Origin of the sequence: Aquabacterium sp., from assembly GCF_030652515.1 — a bacterium.
Classification (GTDB): Bacteria; Pseudomonadota; Gammaproteobacteria; order Burkholderiales; family Burkholderiaceae_C; genus Aquabacterium.
The window spans coordinates 1-15,687 of record NZ_JAUSAR010000123.1 but is presented as its reverse complement, the minus strand read 5'-3'; the positions used below and the strand labels follow the sequence as shown (position 1 = coordinate 15,687).

The window sequence follows — 15,687 nt, the reverse complement described above, 5'->3', positions numbered from 1 at the left end:
CGGTCATTCACTGAATGGTGATGCGCTTGGGTTGCGCGGCTTCACGCCTGCCAATGCTGATGTGCAGCACGCCGTCCTGGTAGCGGGCTTGCACGCGCTCCGGGTCCACGTCGTCGGGCAGGCTCACGGCGCGTTTGAAGCGGCCACTGAGGCGTTCGCGGGCGTACACGCTGACCTTGTCGTTGCCATCAGGTGCGGTGGGTGGGCGTTCGCCCGCCAGGGTCAGCACGCCGCGGTCGAGCGTGACCTCCACCTTGTCGGGATCGATGCCCGGCGCGAAGGCGTAGACCTCGACGCTGGCGGGGGTGTGGCCCACATTGAGGGCGGGGAAGGCGCCGGGGCCGGCCGAGCGGATGCTGGTGGGCGAGGTGCCCAGGCCGAAGACATCGTCCAGTTCGCGGCGCAGGCGTTCAAAATCGCCGAAGACGCCGCTGGCATGGCTTTGCAGGGAAGGGTACATGGCAGATCTCCTGTCGCAATGAAGGGTGACGCACCGTGCGTCTGTTGCAGGAGATAGTGGCCGTCAAAATGATTTCAAGAGCAGGCCGTGTTGTGCAGGTTTTTTCTGCTTGGGGTGTAATGCGGCTCCCCACCCCCTCAGAAAGCAAAACATGTCCATCTCCATGTACTCGGCCAGCGTGCCCGTGGCCATCCGCATCCTGAACAACCTGTCGACCATCCTGGGCAAGTCCGCCGCGCATTGCGAGGCCCGCAAGATCGACGAAGCGGCGCTGCTGAACTCGCGCATCTTCCCCGACATGTTCCCCCTGACCCGCCAGGTGCAGATCGCCTGCGACATGATCAAGGGCGGTGCTTCGCGCCTGGCTGGCGTGGAGATCCCGCGCTTCGAAGACACCGAAGCCAGCTTTGCCGAACTGCAGGCGCGCATCGCCAAGACGGTGGATTACCTGTCCACCTTCAAGCCTGAGCAAATCGATGGCAGCGAGGCGCGCGACATCTCGATCAAGATGCGTGACCGCGTGGTCGAATCAAAAGGCCAGCAGTACCTGATGGAAGCCGTGCTGCCCAACTTCTTCTTCCACGTCACCACGGCCTACAACCTGTTGCGCCATGGCGGTGTGGAAATCGGCAAGCGCGATTACCTGGGCAACTGAGCGCCCACGGTGTTTGATCAGGCCATCATCGATGCCATGGCGCTGGCATCGTGCACGACGGCCTGGTTGCGGCCAGAGCGTTTGGCCACGTACAGCGCCTCGTCGGCGCCTTTGAGCATCTCGGCCAGGTCTTCCAGCTTCATGTCCAGTTGCGACACGCCCGCGCTGATGGTGACCTTGCCAGCCACCGGGGCCTGGCGCGAGCCCACGACCTTGACCAGCTCTTCCGCCAGGATCTGCGCGCCCTTGGCGTCGGTGTCCGGCAGCATCACGATGAATTCTTCGCCGCCCATGCGGGCCACGATGTCGGAGTCGCGCACGCGCTGGCGCATGGTGTCTGACAGGTGCCGGATCACCTGATCGCCCACATCATGTCCGTGGGTGTCGTTGACCTGTTTGAAATGGTCCAGGTCCACCATGATGACGCTGATCGGGCTGTTGCGCCGCTTGGCAGAAGACAGGGCAATCTTGAGCTGGGCTTCGAAGCCGCGGCGGTTCAGCACGCCTGTCAGGTGATCGCTGCGCGACTGGCGGTCCAGCTCGCGGTTGGCCGCTTCCAGCTCTTGCGTGCGCAGCTTGACCTTGTCTTCCATTTGCTCGTTGAGCGTGATCAGGCGCCGGGTCATGCGGTTCAAGGCGGTGGCCAGTGACAGCACCTCGGTGCTGCTTTCCAGCAAGGGAATCGAGGCGCCGGGCAGGCCCGACTCCACCTCATGGGCTGCCGTGGCAATCGTGGACAAATGCCCGCTGATGCGTCCGGCGGCCAACCAGGCCAGCAAGCTGGCAAAGACGGCGGCCAGCAGACCGATGCCCATGGCTTTCACCATCGCGGCTTGGCTGTCGGCAAAGGCGATTTCGACCGGCTCGCGAACCACGATGGTCCAGCCCAGATCGCTGGCCACGCTGAGGGCCTTGAGCTTGGCGGCGGCCGTCAGGTAGTCCTTGCCGTCTTGCCACTGGATGACCGAGGCCGCCTGGGCATCGTTGTCGTTGTCTGAAGATGCTTGGGTGTCCACCGGCAGGCGCATGCCTGCGGCAACGTGGTCGGCGGTCTTGCCATCGGGGGCGTAAATGACCGTGCCCGAGCGGTCGAAGATGAAGACCTCCATGCGCAAGGCTTTGGCGTTGGCCGGGTGCAGTGACTCCACCACCTCGCGTGTCCAATCCCAACTGCCATGGATGCCCAGCACCCCGACGACCTTGCCGCCCACTCTGATAGGCGCTGAGAAATCCACGAAACGCAAAGGTTCATTGGTGCTTGGGCGCGGCAGCAGCGAGGCCAACAATTTGGCCGGGTGAACGTCGCCCACAAAGTTGCGTTGGATGCCGGCGGTGAACCAGGGGCGGGTTTTCACGTTCTGGCCGAGCAGCAGTCCGCCCGTGGCCGAGCGGACCACGCCTTCGGTGTCGGCCACGCCGATCCACAGGCTGTTGGGGCGCATGGCTTGGCTGCGTGCGAGGTTCTGGGCCACTTCGGGCGAGTCCAGTCCTTGCGCCCACACGGCAGCCGATTCAGTCAGCACCTGCACTTCGCGGCTGCGGTCAAACAGACCGTCGGCCAGCATCTTGGACGCGTTGTTGGCCACCACGTTCAGGGAGCCGCCCTTGTCACGCTGGATCTGGGAGGTCAACATTTTGCCCAGGGCGAAAGTGAGCGCGCCAGCCAGCACGATGACCAGCCCGCCGAAAACCACCGCGATGTGCGTTCTGAAGCTCAGAAGCGGAAAAAGTTTGGACCTCATGTGCGCCGTCGTCTGCATGACTTGATGCATCGTTATCGGTACATGGGGGTGGCACTTTAATGCGGACCGGAAATGACAAAAGGGTCAGCAAGTTAACTTGCTGACCCTCGTCATTTTTGGTGCGGCTGGCAGGATTCGAACCACGCCCCCTTGGTTCGTAGCCCGATCCAGCCATTTTAATCAACGGTAAATCAACGACTTAGCGGCGCCCACACTCCGCTTCACGCAGATGTCTTGTCATGAGCCGCCGCATGGGATTGCAGTATTGCCCAGCCTTGTCGATGTCGTTCTCATGAGGCATCGGAGCTCCAAAATTGACTAGGAGCGGCCGCCAGTACACGGCTTGGATTCCCTTCGGCCTGGCGTTGTCGTGATCACGTTTTGGGAGCCTAACTATCGTGGCAAGCCGGAACGTTGAGCCCTACCACGCGGATTTCCCGTTCTTTTCAGCATCCAGAATTAAGTCGTGCAATCTGCTGGCTGCTTGATCCATCGGGAAATACAACGGCTCAGCGCCGTCTTGCCAAGCGAGGCCTATCAATTCAAGACTTAATAGAGTCTTGATCATTTCAGGAATGTGTGCGATGAAATTTGGCAAAAGCTGATTCAGTTCCTTTTCGGAAAATCTTTGCTTTTGAACCGCGTATTTGATGGCGTGAAAGTATTCCCGAGGGGCTCCAATGGTCTCAAAATAGTCCACCAATAACTTTGAAATCATTGGCCCCTCGATCATGCCGCTTAACTTAATCTGAGCGGCCCCACCAAAATCAGGTTTAACTGTTTTTGTTTCGAGTATTCTCCCAAAATCCCTTGCTGATGCTTTGATATGCGCAACCGCAACTTCATGGGCTCTGTCTACAGCATCACTCATGGCCTTTTGTGAAGTTGCGCTTCTGAGTCTTTCGGCATTCATCTCAATTTTCTGCCGTGTGAGCTCTTCATGCAGACGGATCGCCTCTTCTTTGGTACAAAGCTTCGCTTTAGAAGCCTTTGCCACTCGGTCATGTTGCAATACTTCCATCCATTTTTGGAACATCATTACCAATGTCGTCCCAAAAGGCACGATAAGCAATTGGATGAGTGCCGTTCCGGCTGGCCATAAAATGCCCCGCAAAAACCATTCGTTGTTTTTATATAATTCTTCGTCTATATATGCAATCTTTCCCCTATATGGGCCGTCGCCCAGCACTACTAAAATTAATCGATAGTTCCAGATTGCCCAGGACAAGATAAATGCCCAAACTAGAGGGTCAGACAAACGGCTGACAAATATGCCAACCAAATTGGTAAGGCTATTCTTATCTTTATTCTCCTTGTCTTCTTCTTTCACAGTTCGCTCCCTAGAAATCAGTGGATTTTGGCACGAGGCGAAGCGGAAGGAAACCCGATCTAGCCATTTTGATCAGCGGATCCCACGCTCCGCTTTGATCACTAGTGCTCGGGGAGAGCTGGCCAATTTCATGCATAAGTCAACTTAATGGCTTTTCATTGACCACTGTATGGGAGTACAGTTCTTGCCATGCTTGTCGACGTCATTCTCATGAGGCACAAGGGCTCCAAGATTGGCCGGGAGTTGCTGGCCACAATTGCGCGCCTGGTGGAGATGGCCAACAAGGTCCAGGAAACGCGAGATCGGATGACCCTGCTGCGTGTGGTGAACGGGTGAGAGCCCGGGAATGTCACGCAAAAGGTCACGCAGAAAGAACAATGCCTCAGAGGCGGTAACCTCTAAGGCATTGATTTGCTAGGCAAATTTTGGTGCGGCTGGCAGGATTCGAACCCACGACCCCTTGGTTCGTAGCCAAGTACTCTATCCAACTGAGCTACAGCCGCCAAGACCAATAATGTAGCATTGATTTCAGCACCTTGTAAAGCCAGGTGCGAAATATTTGCAATCAACTGGCGTCGGCCAAGGCCGCCAGGCGGTAGAAACGCGCGGCTTCATCAGCGCGGTGCTCTTGTTCTGCCAACTGGGCCAGGCGGGTCCAGGCCCGACGGCGGCGGTGGCTGTCCAGCTGCAGGTCATTGGCGGCCGACAGGAGCAGGCTGCGGGCCTTGCCCCACAGTTGCCGCTCAGCCAGCGCCAGGCCCACGGCCAGGGCCAGGCCAGCACTGCGCAAGGCCACGGGCGTGGCGGCGTCCAGGCGTGGCAGCCATTCGGCTTCCAGTCCCAGCAGGCTGTGGGACAAGGCCTGGGCCAGGGCTTCGCTGGCTTCAGGCGCCTGGCGGCCGATCTGGTCCCACAAAGGGGCCAACCATTGGCGGGCCTCCTTGGGTGCTCCCAACTCGGACATGCGCGTAGCGCCTCGGGCCACCACGATGGGATCGCGCCGGTCGGCGGGATCGAGTTGCTGCCAGATTTTGCGCAGTTGTTCGGCGTCGCGGGCAGTCTCCAGCGTTTCGGTCGCCAGGGTGCGCAACAGGCCTTCCGCCGCGTCTTCGGTGAAGCCCTGGTGCTTGGCCAGCAGCCGCGCGGTTTTAAGCGCTTCCAGGGGCTGGCGCGCCAGGCGGGCGGCCTGCAACTTCAAGCGCAGGGCTTGCGTGCGGCGGGCCACGCCCGGGGCCAGTTCGCGCAGGTCGCGCAGGGCGCGGGTGGCATCGCGGTCGTCAATGGCGCATTCGGCGGCCAGCAGGCGGGCACCTTCCTCGGTGGCGCGTGGGCGCTTGGTCAGCAGTGACAGGTCGAGTGCGCGCTGCAGGTGCTCGTCCCGTTGCTTGCGGTCTTGCAGGCGGTGCAGACTACCGGCGGACAACAGGTGCGACAAAGCGGTGAATTCGGCGTCCAGGGCCAGGTCGGGGGTGTCGGCCTGGATGGCAATGGCGCGCTGGGCTTCGCGGTGGGCGCGGGTGTAGCGGGCCGCCAGGTACAGGGCCAGGGCTTCACGCAGGGCGGTTTGGGCGGCGCGGTCACGCTGCATCAGGCGCCAGCGCTTGGCACGTTGCGGCAGGCCGATCAGGGAGTCCAGGCCACGGATGGTGGAGTAGATGGCCAGGAACAGCAGCACCATGCTGATCACGAACAGGTTGAAGGACAGGTCGGTGCGCCAGCCCAGCCAGTAGATGCTGACCAGGCCGTCGTTGCCGCCCAGGCCGGAGGCGGCGACAACCGCCACGACCGCGAGCAACAGGAGCCAGACGATGGTGCGCATGGAGGGCGGTGTCTTTCAGCGGCGGTTCAGCGTCCGCCCGCGATGGCGGCCAGGCTGGCCAGCGTGTCGTCCGGGCGGGGCACCAGGGTCTGCTGGCTTTGCGTGGCCACGTCGGTCAGCAAGCTTTGCAGCAACTGGGTCTTGCGCGATTGGGTGTCGAAGTATTTGGTCAGGGCGGCCTGGGCCACGTTCACATCGGCCACGGCAGAGGCCGATTGCCGACTCAGCAGGGCCAGGCGGGCGTTCAGCAGGCGCAGCTTGAGATTCTCGCGCAGGAAGAACGATTGCTCGGGCGTGATCAGGATGGCCTCGGGCTGGCGGATGCGGGTGATGCGGACCAGGGCCTGAGCCTCTTGCCAGGCCGTGCGCGCGGTGCTTTGGCCCCATTGCATCAACTGGTCCCCCAAAGGGGCCGCCGATGCGGCCGTTTCGACGCTGGAGGCGGCGCTGGCAGCGGGCCTGGCACGTTGCGCGGCCTTGCCCTTGGGCACCGGTGCGGTGGGCCGTGCCAGCGCGCGGCCTGATTCGTCCACGGGTTGGCTGATCAGCGGCAGCTCATCGACCAGGCGGATGGCCTCGTCCAGCCGGATGGTGAGGGACGATAAATCTGCCACGCGGGTGGATTTGAGGCGGTCCAGGTCTTTGGCCAGTGAGCGGCGCACGCTGTCCAGGCGAGGCTGGCGGGCGCGGCTCAAGCGATCTTCCGCCGATTTCATGGCGGCGATCAGGGGCTCGGCGCTGCCGGTCAAGGCCGACTGCTGCACGGCCACGCGCAGCGCGGCTTCGATGTCCACCACCAGGTTTTCGTCGCGCGACAGGGACATCGATTTGATGAGGTCTTCGACCTGGCTGCGCTGCAAGGTGACTTCGGCCAACCGGGTTTCGAGCAAGGTGGTGCGGGCGGCGGCTTCGCGTGAGATTTCCTGGGCCTGCCGGGCCAGCAGGCGCGCTTCGGTGGCCTGGCCCTGGCTGTCTTGCTGGCGGCGCACCAGCTCCTGCTCGAGCGTGTCGACCTTTTTCTGGGTGGTCCAGGCCAGCCAGGCCCCGCCCACGCAGACCGCGCTGAGGACCAGGACGGCCCAGCGCATCCAGTCCGAGGTGGCCACGGGTTGGTAGTCGGGTTCAGGCGGAAGGATGACGTCGGGTTCGCTCACGATGGATTCATTGTATCGACGTGCACGAGGCCGGATTTGGCGGGTCGTAGTGCGGCCACCACTGCCTCGGGGGTGGGGCGCGTGGCGATCACCTGGCCAAACCCGGCCAGCCTGGCCCGCTCGGCGATTCGGGGATGGGTGGCCAGGGCTGTGGCGTTCTGCCAGGTTTGGCCCGGCATCAGTGTGTCGGTGAGGTGGTCGATGGCTTCAGAGCTGCTGAACAGCCAGCAGTGATCTGGCGGGTTCTGAGTGGCGGCGAGGGCGAGGGCCTGTTGTTCGGGCGACCAGTGCGCTGCGCTGCGCTGATAGGTCAGCAACGACGTGACCTGGGCGCCGCGCGAGCGCAATTGCTGGCTGAGCCAGGCGCGGCCTTTGGCATCCTGGCGATCACCGCCGCTGATGGTCCAGGCGGCCTGGCCCTGCCAATCGAGCGCTTGTAGCAGAGGCCACAAGGTTTCGGAATCGAACTGGGCGGCATCCTCACCGGGGCAGATGACCTGCGGCAAGGCCAGGCCGGCATCCAGCGCGGTTTGCGCCAAGGCTCGGGCCGTGCCGGGGCCGGGGGCTGCCGCCAGGGTTTGTGCTGGCCAAAGGCAGTCTGCCGGGCGCAGGCGGAAGAACCATTCGACGGCGCTGGGGCTGACGAACATCAACAGGCGGGCCTGGTGCAAATGGCGCCACAAGGCGTGCACGGGCGCCGGGTCGTTGGGCCCCTGAATGTCGATCAGGGGCAGCGCCTGGGCATCCAGGCCCAGGGTTCGCAGTTGCTCAACCCAGGCGCTGGCCTGGGGTTCGGGCCGGGTGACCAGCAGGCGCATGCCGGGCTCAGGCCACCAGCGCGGCCAGCCACTCGGGGCCGGCTTGGGCCTGGAGTTGCTGCGCCACTTGCCGACCCAAGGCTTCGGCCTCGGCCGGGGTGGTGGGTGAGCCTTGCATCTGGGCGCGCACCAGTGTGTTCTGGGCGGGGTGGCCCAGCAGGGCGCGCAGGGTCATGGCGGCGGGCGTCTTGGCGTTGGCGGATGACCATTGGGCGTAGGCGGCCAAGGGCATGGAGCAACTGCCGCCCAGGCCGCGTGACACCGCACGTTCGGCCAGCGTGGCCAGCCAGGTGGGCGTGTGCGTGAGCGTGGCCAGCGAGGGCAGCAGGTCGGGGTGGTCCAGTCGCACCTCGATGCCCAGGGCGCCTTGTCCGGCGGCGGGCAACATCACCTCGGTGTCGATGACCTGGCGGATGCGCTCGGCCAGGCCCAGGCGTTTGAGGCCAGCGGCGGCCAGGATGATGGCCGCGTAGTGGCCTTCGTCCAGCTTGCGCAGGCGGGTGTCCAGGTTGCCGCGCAGGGGCTCGATCCGCAGGTCGGGCCTCAGGGCGCGCAACTGCGTCAGGCGGCGCAGGCTGGAGGTGCCCACCACGGCGCCTTGGGGCAGGGCGTCCAGGCTGGCGAAATCATTGGAGACGAACGCGTCGCGGGGGTCTTCGCGCTCCATCACGCAGGCCAGCACGAAGCCTTCGGGCAGCTCCATGGGCACGTCTTTGAGCGAATGCACGGCCAGGTCGGCGCGGCCTTCTTCCAGGGCCACTTCAAGCTCCTTGACGAACAGGCCTTTGCCGCCCACTTTGGACAAGGAGCGGTCCAGGATCTGGTCGCCTCGGGTGGTCATGCCCAGCAGGGTGACGGGGCGCTTGAATCGGGTGTGGAGCAGGTCGCGAACGTGTTCGGCCTGCCAGAGGGCCAGGCGGCTTTCGCGGGTGGCGATCACCCACGCCGAGGGGGTCGTGTCAGGAGCAGTCATCCGGCGATGCTATCAGCGCTGGGTGCGCCAAGTGCAGTCCGCTGGGCTCAATCCTGGCTCATGGCCAGTGCCAGGCGCCTTTTTTCAGTCTGGTTGACGTACTGTTGCAGGGCACGTTCGGTCGCCCCGTTCATGTTGACCAGCTCGCAGCCCAGGCGAGCGCCTTGGGATTCGGGGTTGATCACGCTGACGTGGTGAATGATCAGGCCGATCTCCAGGCGCGTGTCTGAATCCAGGTCCAGGAAGCACTGGCCGATCTTGACGCCGGGCGACACCATGGGCACGTTGTGTGGCAAAAACAGCGCCACACCGCCCAGGCTGATGTCCAGCACGCGCAGATCGAGTTTCATGTCGGGCACGGCGGGGTGGCGCAAGTGGGCCACCGGGGTGCTGCTGACCAGGGGTTTGACCCGGAAGCTGGAGCGCCGTTGAAAGCGGTACAGCGTGCGCGGGTACTGCGCGTTGAGCGCCACGGTGCCGTTGCCATGCACCTGCACCACGCCGTCCAGGTCGAACTGGAGCTTGATGCTGTCCAGGTAGCCCACGGCCACCACCTCTTCGGTTTCCAGCAGGGCCTGCAAACGGGTGTCGCCCGTCTCGGCGCTGAAGCACACGATGCCGCGCGTGGAATCAACCGCCCACAGCATGGTGGTGTAGCTGGTCCCGCCGGGGCCGCTCAAGGTCATCAAGGCATTGGCATTGAGCAAGCGCTTGAGGAAGTCATCGACTTCAACCGGCGAGGTGATTCGGTAGTCGTCCATGGGCCGTCGTGGTCAATGCATTTGAGAAGGGTCCGACTTGCTGCCCATCATCTTGCTCAGGTCATTGATCCAGGGTTCGGCCAGGTGGCGGATCTCGGCGTCGTTGACCAGGATGCGCTGCATGATGCGGCTCTTGAGGGCGCGTTCGTCGGCGCCCAGTGGGTACTGGTCGGCGGCGTGCTTGAGCTGAGAGATCAGCACGGCGCAAGCGCCTTCCAGGCGGACAACGGTGTCCCAATCGCCCGTGCGGGCGGCTTCCAGCATGTCGTGGCTGGCAGTTTCGATGGCTTCGTAGTAACTCAAAAGGCTTCCTGCTTGGATGTCTTCGTCAGGGGCGGTGATCAGTTCTGGGGCGTTCATGGTTGAACCCCTTCAAGGTAGGTGGTGCGCGCTTGTTCAACGTTGCCAGAGCCAATGCTGCTCCAGGCATCGCGCAAGGGGCTGAGGAGGTTGGCGCATTCCTCCAGGGCCGCGTCATCCGAATGCAGGTTGGCCTGCGTCAAACGGGTGGTCACGTAGGCGTACAGGTCATTCAGGTTGGCGGCCAGTTGGCCACCGGTCTTCAAATCCAGGCTGGCCTTCAGGCCCTCATCGACGATGCTCACGGCCTTGCTGATGGCCTTGCACTTGGCTTCGACCTGCTTGGCTTTGATGGCGCCGCGGGCTTGTGCAATGGCTTCGAGTGCGCCATTGAGCAGCATGCCGATCAGTTGATGCGGCGACGCGCCGCTGACCCCGGTTTCAAGGCCGACCTGGCGGTACATGTTGCCTGAGGTCCGGGGACCAAAGACGTTGGCAGAGGAGGCTGTGATGGTGGCGTACATCTGAAATGACTCTCGGAAGATGCTGCAATCAGCGTTGAGCTATTTATCGACACTTCCCTGATCAGCTTGAACCTCAAACGCCATCCTGATTGCGCGAAATGGAGGGTGTTTTGGCCTCTGTTTCCCAACACGAGAAATCAATGCGCCGCAGTTTCGCTGGCCTCGAGGGACTTGTACTGGTCCAGCAGCTTTTGGGCGTAGGAGGCCGCAGGCTGGTCGGCGTCACGCGTTGCACGCTTGTCGTCGGCCTTGGCTGCAGAAGCCTCGTCCCGGGCTTCGGCAAACACGTCCTGCACCTTCTCCGGCTGGGTGGCCAGGGCTTTGTCCAGCCGGGCGCTGTCGATCTTCAAGGTGCCATCGGTGTCCTTGGCGATCCCGATGTCGGCCAGACGTTGGCTGGGCACCTGGGGGGGCTGCCCCTGGGCGTTCAGTTCGTTGTACGACTGGGTGAACTCGTTGATGGATTTTTTCAAAGCATCCTGGTCTTGGCCGACCGACACGTTGACGGGGCCATCGGTGACCTTGCCCAGCTTGAAGCTCACGCCTGGCACGGCGTCGGACAAGGTGTTGGTGGGCGATTGAACGTCCACGCCATTGACCTTGGCTTTGGCGTCGCTTGCTGCTTGCGTTTGCTGGGTGCTTTGCTGAGCGAGCATGGGGTCGAAGCCCAGGGCCGCCAGGTCGGGGCTGGGGGGCTTGCCCTCCTCACCCGAGGCCGACACCTTGAAGCCGTTGTCGGCGCCAGTGCTGGTCGAGCGCAACACCAGGCGCGAGCCCGTGGCATCGCTGATGACCGAGGCCACGACGCCCACACCTGCGGCGTTGATCTTGTCGCGGATCTTTTCCAGCGAGTTGTCGTGTGGGCCCAGGCGCACATCCGACTTGGGCCAGTTGGGGTTGGTGGCAAAAGCCGTTTGCGAGCTGTTGATGCTGCCCAGTTCAATGTGCAGGGTGCCCAGGCCGATGACGGTGCCCACGCCAGAGAACGATGCGGACGTGGTGGCCTGAGCCGTGGCCAATGAGTTCACTTCGACGCTGTAGTTGCCGGCGGCGGCGGTGCTGTCGCTGGAGGCCGACACGGCCGTTGGCTGGCTGGAGCTGGCGACGGTGTTGGCCCAGCTCATGTCGTCGGCCAGCTTTTGGGCGGCATTCACATAGGTTGATTGCGCGCTTTGCAACTTGCCCTGGGGGGACAGATTGGTCTGGGCAGGTTCGGCCTGGAGCGCTCGTGGTGGGTCAGCCGACGGTCTCTCAACCGACAGTTGCTGCTGTGTGACGAACGAACTGACATCAATGCCACTGCCCGTCCCCGCGATGGAGATTGAAGCCATGATATTGCTCCCGGTACTGCTGAAAACCTGCACAAAAAACCCATTCACCATGGGTTTCGGCAGGCTTTGCTCAGTCTTGAGTGCAATCGTCGGTCACTCGTGAATTCCTGCCGTGGCAGGCCCCGATCAATTGCTGTTGTTGTTCAGCGAATTGATCATCTGGGTCACGTAGTTGCCCTGGCTGTTCAGCCCAGCCATGATGGTGTCGAGCGCGGTGTACTGCGCCTTCAGACGCTTTTCATACAGGTCGACACGGTTCTGCAAGGACTCTTGACGAGCCTGGTTGTCGGTGATGGTTTGTTTGAGGCCGCTGGTGCGCACAGTCAAGATGCCGTCGGTGCTCAACAGGTTGTCGCTCAAGACCCGCAGGCGGGTCATGATGCCGTCCTTGTTGGCATCCACCGAATCCGAGTTCGAGAACAGCTTTTTCACTTCTGCCAGATTGCCCAGCGAGCTGGTCAGCTTGCTGCTGTTGACCTTGACGGTGCCATCGGTCTGGATTTCAAGCCCGATCGACGACAGGGTGCCAAAGGTGGTGGACGCGTCGGAGCTGCTGCCCAGGATGGCGCGGAACTGGTTCTGAACGCTCAGGGCGCCACTGTCGCCTTGCAAGTTGCCGGCGGTCTTGGTGCTCTCGTCGTACTTGGTGTTGGTCTTCAGCAAGGTCGCCATTGACGAGTACGCCGTGGCGAAGTCGGTGATCGCTTTGGTGATGGCGGCCGTGTCCTGGCTGACGGTGATGTTGATCGGGCCGGTGGTGATGCCCGGGCCGGTGGTGACCTTGCTCAGGGTCATGGTCAGGCCGGAGATCACCTCACTCAAGGTGTTGGTGGCCGATTTGATGGGGACGTTGTTGATCGTCGCTTGCGCGTCGGTCGCGGCCTGGCTCAAGTTTGTGCCGGCCGTGGTGCTGCCGGGGTCATAGGCCAGGGCAGACAGTCCAGCATCGTCAATGTTGTTGCCATCGCCTGCATCAGCGGCGGTGATGCGAAAGCCATTGGCCTCGCCGGTGGCGGCCGATTGCATGACCAGTCGCGAACCTGATGAGTCCGTGATGATCGAGGCCTTGACGCCCGAGTTGCTGCCGTTGATCTTGTCGCGGATGTTGGCCAGGGTGTCGGTGGCCTCCACGGTGACGACCACGGGCGTGGTACCCGATTTGGCCGCAAAGCTGTTGCCGGTCCAGGTGCCCAGGTCGATGGTCAAGGTGCCCGAACCCAGGGTGCTGGCCCCGGAAGCCAGTGAGGTTTTGGTCACCACCGATTGCGTCTTGGCCAGGACGGTCACGTCCACGGCGTAGGTGCCCACCTGGGCGCCCGCGGAGGTGGTGGCGTTCACGGCGGTGGCATCGGCGGAGGCGGCGGCGGTGGCGCCCCACAGGTCGGCCGATGTCAGTTTTCGCGCGACGTCGCGCACGCTCGACACGGCGGACTGGACCTGCCCGTAGGCCGAGATCTTGGTCTGCAGCTTGTCGGACGCGGTTTGCAGGTTGACGATAGGCTGGCTTTCCAGCGCGACCAGCTTGGTCACAATCTCGTTTGCCTGCAGCCCGCTGCCGATGCCCAGGGAACTGATGCTACTGGTGGTGGCCATGTGTTGCTCCTTCAGCCCGCCAAACGTCTCAGCTCGTCACACGACGTGGCTCGACACAGGGTGTATCGGCACAACTGGCCGGGAACTTGAGCCCTGAGCCTCAACCATCAGCCTTGCAGCAGCTTGAGCACCTGCTGGGGCAGAGAGTTCGCCTGGGCGACCATGGCATTGCCGGCCTGTTGCAGGATCTGGGCGCGGGACATGGCGGCGGTTTCTGCTGCAAAGTCAGCGTCCATGATCCGGCTGCGGGCGGCGGTCTGGTTCTCGGCAGACACCTGCAGGTTCGAGATGATCGCGTCGAAACGGCTCTGGGTGGCACCGTAGACAGCACGTTCGCTGTTGATGCGGTCCAGGGCGCCGTCGATCGCGTTGATCACGTCGCCCAGGGTGGTAGTGGTGGACGTGCTGTCGATCACGACCGGAGTACCCCCCGCTCCAGTGACCGCCGTGATGCTGGGATCAGCCGTCATGTCCGTGGTGGTGATCGTGATGATGTCGTTGGCCGTGGTGTTGGCGCCGATCTGGAAATCTTGCGCTGCGCCGGTGGCCAGGATGGGCTTGCCGTTGAAGGTGGTGCCGGCGGTCACGCGGATGATTTCCGCGGACAACTGCTGGAATTCCTTGTTCAGGGAGTCGCGGTCGCTGTCGCTGTTCGAGGCATTGCGCGCCTGAACTGTCAACTCCCGCATGCGTTGCAGGGCATCACTGACCTTGCCCAGGGCGCCTTCAGCCGTCTGCGCCAGGGAAATGCCGTCGTTCGCATTTCGCGCTGCGACATTCATGCCCTTGATCTGGGAGTTCATCCGCTCGGCGATGGCCAGACCGGCGGCATCGTCCTTGGCGGAGTTGACGCGCAAGCCCGAAGACAAACGCTGCATCGACACAGACAGGGAAGTCTGCGACATGTTCAGATTCCGCTGAGCGTTCAGCGAATTCAGATTGGTGTTGATCGTTTGGGCCATGGGGCACTCCTGAGAAATCCTGTGACTTCCGGCGCGCACGCCGGCCTGCTAGAAAGCTGGCCAAAGGGACTGTTTGAAAGCTTTGACCTGTGCCCCAATTGTTTGAGACTTCTGCGAGGCGCAATCGTTGGATGTGAGGAGTGAAAACCGGCCAAATCAAAAGAAAAAGCCACCCGAAGGTGGCTCCTGAAGAAACCGGGGCGGTGAGGCCCCGGACCCTGGTTGATCAGCGCAGCAGCGACAGCACTTGCTGAGGCAACTGGTTGGCCTGCGCAATCATTGCGTTGCCAGCCTGCTGCAGGATCTGGGCACGAGACAAGTTGGCCGTTTCCGAGGCGAAGTCGGCGTCCATGATCCGGCTCTTGGCGGCAGTCTGGTTCTCAACCGAGACTTGCAAGTTGGAGATCACCGAGTCAAAGCGGTTTTGCGTGGCACCGAAGACAGCGCGCTCCGTATTGACGCGGTCAATGGCAGCGTCGATGTTGTCGATCACGTCGCCCAACTCCCCGCTGTCGGTCGTGCTGTCGATGATGTTGGTGGCGTCGGTGGTGACAAGGGCGATGCTGGCATCGGCCGTCATGTCGGTGGTGGTCACCGTGATGATGTCGTTTTCGGTGGTGTTGGCACCGATCTGGAAGTCTTGTGCGCCGGCACTGGCGCCGATGATGGCCTTGCCGTTGAAGGTGGTACCACCCAGAACGCGTTGAATTTCCTTCGACAGTTGCTGGTATTCCTTGTCCAGCGAATCCTTGTCGCCGTCGCTGTTGGTGGCGTTACGGGCTTGAACAGCCAGTTCACGCATGCGTTGCAGCGATTCGCCCACTTTGCCCAGCGCGCCTTCAGCCGTTTGAGCCAGCGAGATGCCGTCATTGGCATTGCGCACGGCCACGTTCATGCCCTTGACCTGGGCATTCATGCGCTCGGCGATGGCCAGACCGGCGGCATCGTCCTTGGCGGAGTTGACACGCAGACCGGACGACAAGCGCTGCATGGACGTTGCCAGCGACATTTGCGACGACGAAGTGTTGCGCTGAGCGTTCAGCGAGTTCAAGTTGGTGTTGATGATGGAAGCCATGGTGTACTCCTAATGGTAAAAAAAGACGGCGGAAAGCGCCTAACAAGATTGGTGCAGCGATACAGCTACTGCAGCTCGCCTGCCCGACGCTAGTCAACCGCATTGCCCAAGTGGCTTGGCCACCAGAACCATCGGCCGGCTAACCGGACCACGTGCCCACTTACTTAATGATGTGAAGGCCGTTGGTTTA

16 protein-coding genes and 1 tRNA gene are annotated in these 15,687 nt (G+C 62.4%); 2 read left to right on the top strand and 15 right to left on the bottom strand.

What is annotated here, in order from left to right; translation table 11 throughout:
• Positions 1-7: 7 nt before the first annotated feature.
• On the bottom strand, positions 8-460 hold the full coding sequence (locus Q7V20_RS14935; protein ID WP_304792696.1) for an Hsp20/alpha crystallin family protein: 453 nt from the start codon (positions 458-460) through the stop codon (positions 8-10).
• Positions 461-611: 151 nt separating this feature from the next.
• On the opposite strand from Q7V20_RS14935, the gene Q7V20_RS14930 reads away from it, so the two are divergent.
• A complete protein-coding gene (locus Q7V20_RS14930; RefSeq protein WP_304792692.1) occupies positions 612-1,115 on the top strand; it encodes a DUF1993 family protein in 504 nt (167 codons plus the stop codon).
• A 17-nt stretch (positions 1,116-1,132) separates the two neighbouring features.
• Here Q7V20_RS14930 and Q7V20_RS14925 read toward each other — a convergent pair whose 3' ends face one another.
• Both Q7V20_RS14925 and Q7V20_RS14920 read right to left on the bottom strand, forming a co-directional pair.
• Positions 1,133-2,857 (bottom strand): diguanylate cyclase, encoded by a 1,725-nt coding sequence (locus tag Q7V20_RS14925; RefSeq protein ID WP_304792690.1) that lies wholly within the window; start codon positions 2,855-2,857, stop codon positions 1,133-1,135.
• 421 nt (positions 2,858-3,278) lie between these two features.
• Positions 3,279-4,187, bottom strand: coding sequence for a hypothetical protein (locus tag Q7V20_RS14920; protein ID WP_304792687.1), 909 nt, complete (start codon positions 4,185-4,187; stop codon positions 3,279-3,281).
• Between the two features lie 189 nt (positions 4,188-4,376).
• Here Q7V20_RS14920 and Q7V20_RS14915 point away from each other — a divergent pair, with 189 nt between their 5' ends.
• Positions 4,377-4,523, top strand: coding sequence for a hypothetical protein (locus Q7V20_RS14915; protein ID WP_304792685.1), 147 nt, complete (start codon positions 4,377-4,379; stop codon positions 4,521-4,523).
• Positions 4,524-4,613: 90 nt separating this feature from the next.
• On the opposite strand, the gene Q7V20_RS14910 is transcribed toward Q7V20_RS14915, so the two are convergent.
• The 12 genes from Q7V20_RS14910 to Q7V20_RS14855 form a co-directional block, all read right to left on the bottom strand.
• Positions 4,614-4,690: transfer RNA gene (locus Q7V20_RS14910), tRNA-Arg, on the bottom strand.
• 62 nt (positions 4,691-4,752) lie between these two features.
• A complete protein-coding gene (locus Q7V20_RS14905) occupies positions 4,753-6,006 on the bottom strand; it encodes a heme biosynthesis HemY N-terminal domain-containing protein (protein ID WP_304792682.1) in 1,254 nt (417 codons plus the stop codon).
• Positions 6,007-6,032: 26 nt separating this feature from the next.
• Positions 6,033-7,160 (bottom strand): uroporphyrinogen-III C-methyltransferase, encoded by a 1,128-nt coding sequence (locus tag Q7V20_RS14900; protein WP_304792680.1) that lies wholly within the window; start codon positions 7,158-7,160, stop codon positions 6,033-6,035.
• Entirely contained in the window at positions 7,157-7,978 is an 822-nt protein-coding gene (locus Q7V20_RS14895; protein WP_304792677.1) for a uroporphyrinogen-III synthase, read from the bottom strand. Before Q7V20_RS14895 ends, Q7V20_RS14900 begins: the two co-directional genes overlap by 4 nt.
• Before the next feature lie 7 nt (positions 7,979-7,985).
• Positions 7,986-8,951 (bottom strand): hydroxymethylbilane synthase, encoded by a 966-nt coding sequence (gene hemC / locus Q7V20_RS14890; RefSeq protein ID WP_304792674.1) that lies wholly within the window; start codon positions 8,949-8,951, stop codon positions 7,986-7,988.
• 47 nt (positions 8,952-8,998) lie between these two features.
• Positions 8,999-9,712: a flagellar brake protein gene (locus tag Q7V20_RS14885; RefSeq protein ID WP_304792671.1), complete on the bottom strand. Its 714-nt coding sequence runs from the start codon at positions 9,710-9,712 to the stop codon at positions 8,999-9,001.
• Positions 9,713-9,724: 12 nt separating this feature from the next.
• A complete protein-coding gene (locus Q7V20_RS14880; protein WP_230181834.1) occupies positions 9,725-10,072 on the bottom strand; it encodes a flagellar protein FliT in 348 nt (115 codons plus the stop codon).
• Positions 10,069-10,536 (bottom strand): flagellar export chaperone FliS, encoded by a 468-nt coding sequence (gene fliS / locus Q7V20_RS14875; RefSeq protein WP_304792666.1) that lies wholly within the window; start codon positions 10,534-10,536, stop codon positions 10,069-10,071. The genes Q7V20_RS14880 and fliS overlap by 4 nt, the downstream gene beginning before the upstream one ends.
• Positions 10,537-10,673: 137 nt before the next feature.
• Positions 10,674-11,867 carry a flagellar filament capping protein FliD gene (fliD, locus tag Q7V20_RS14870; RefSeq protein ID WP_304792663.1) on the bottom strand — a complete coding sequence of 398 codons (1,194 nt, stop codon included), beginning with the start codon at positions 11,865-11,867 and terminating at the stop codon, positions 10,674-10,676.
• 126 nt (positions 11,868-11,993) lie between these two features.
• Positions 11,994-13,460: a flagellar filament capping protein FliD gene (gene fliD / locus Q7V20_RS14865; RefSeq protein ID WP_304792660.1), complete on the bottom strand. Its 1,467-nt coding sequence runs from the start codon at positions 13,458-13,460 to the stop codon at positions 11,994-11,996.
• Positions 13,461-13,567: 107 nt separating this feature from the next.
• A complete protein-coding gene (locus Q7V20_RS14860) occupies positions 13,568-14,422 on the bottom strand; it encodes a flagellin (protein ID WP_304792657.1) in 855 nt (284 codons plus the stop codon).
• Between the two features lie 226 nt (positions 14,423-14,648).
• The gene (locus tag Q7V20_RS14855) at positions 14,649-15,497 is read right to left on the bottom strand and encodes a flagellin (RefSeq protein ID WP_304792654.1); all 849 of its coding nucleotides are present in this window, start codon (positions 15,495-15,497) and stop codon (positions 14,649-14,651) included.
• Between the last annotated feature and the right edge of the window lie 190 nt (positions 15,498-15,687).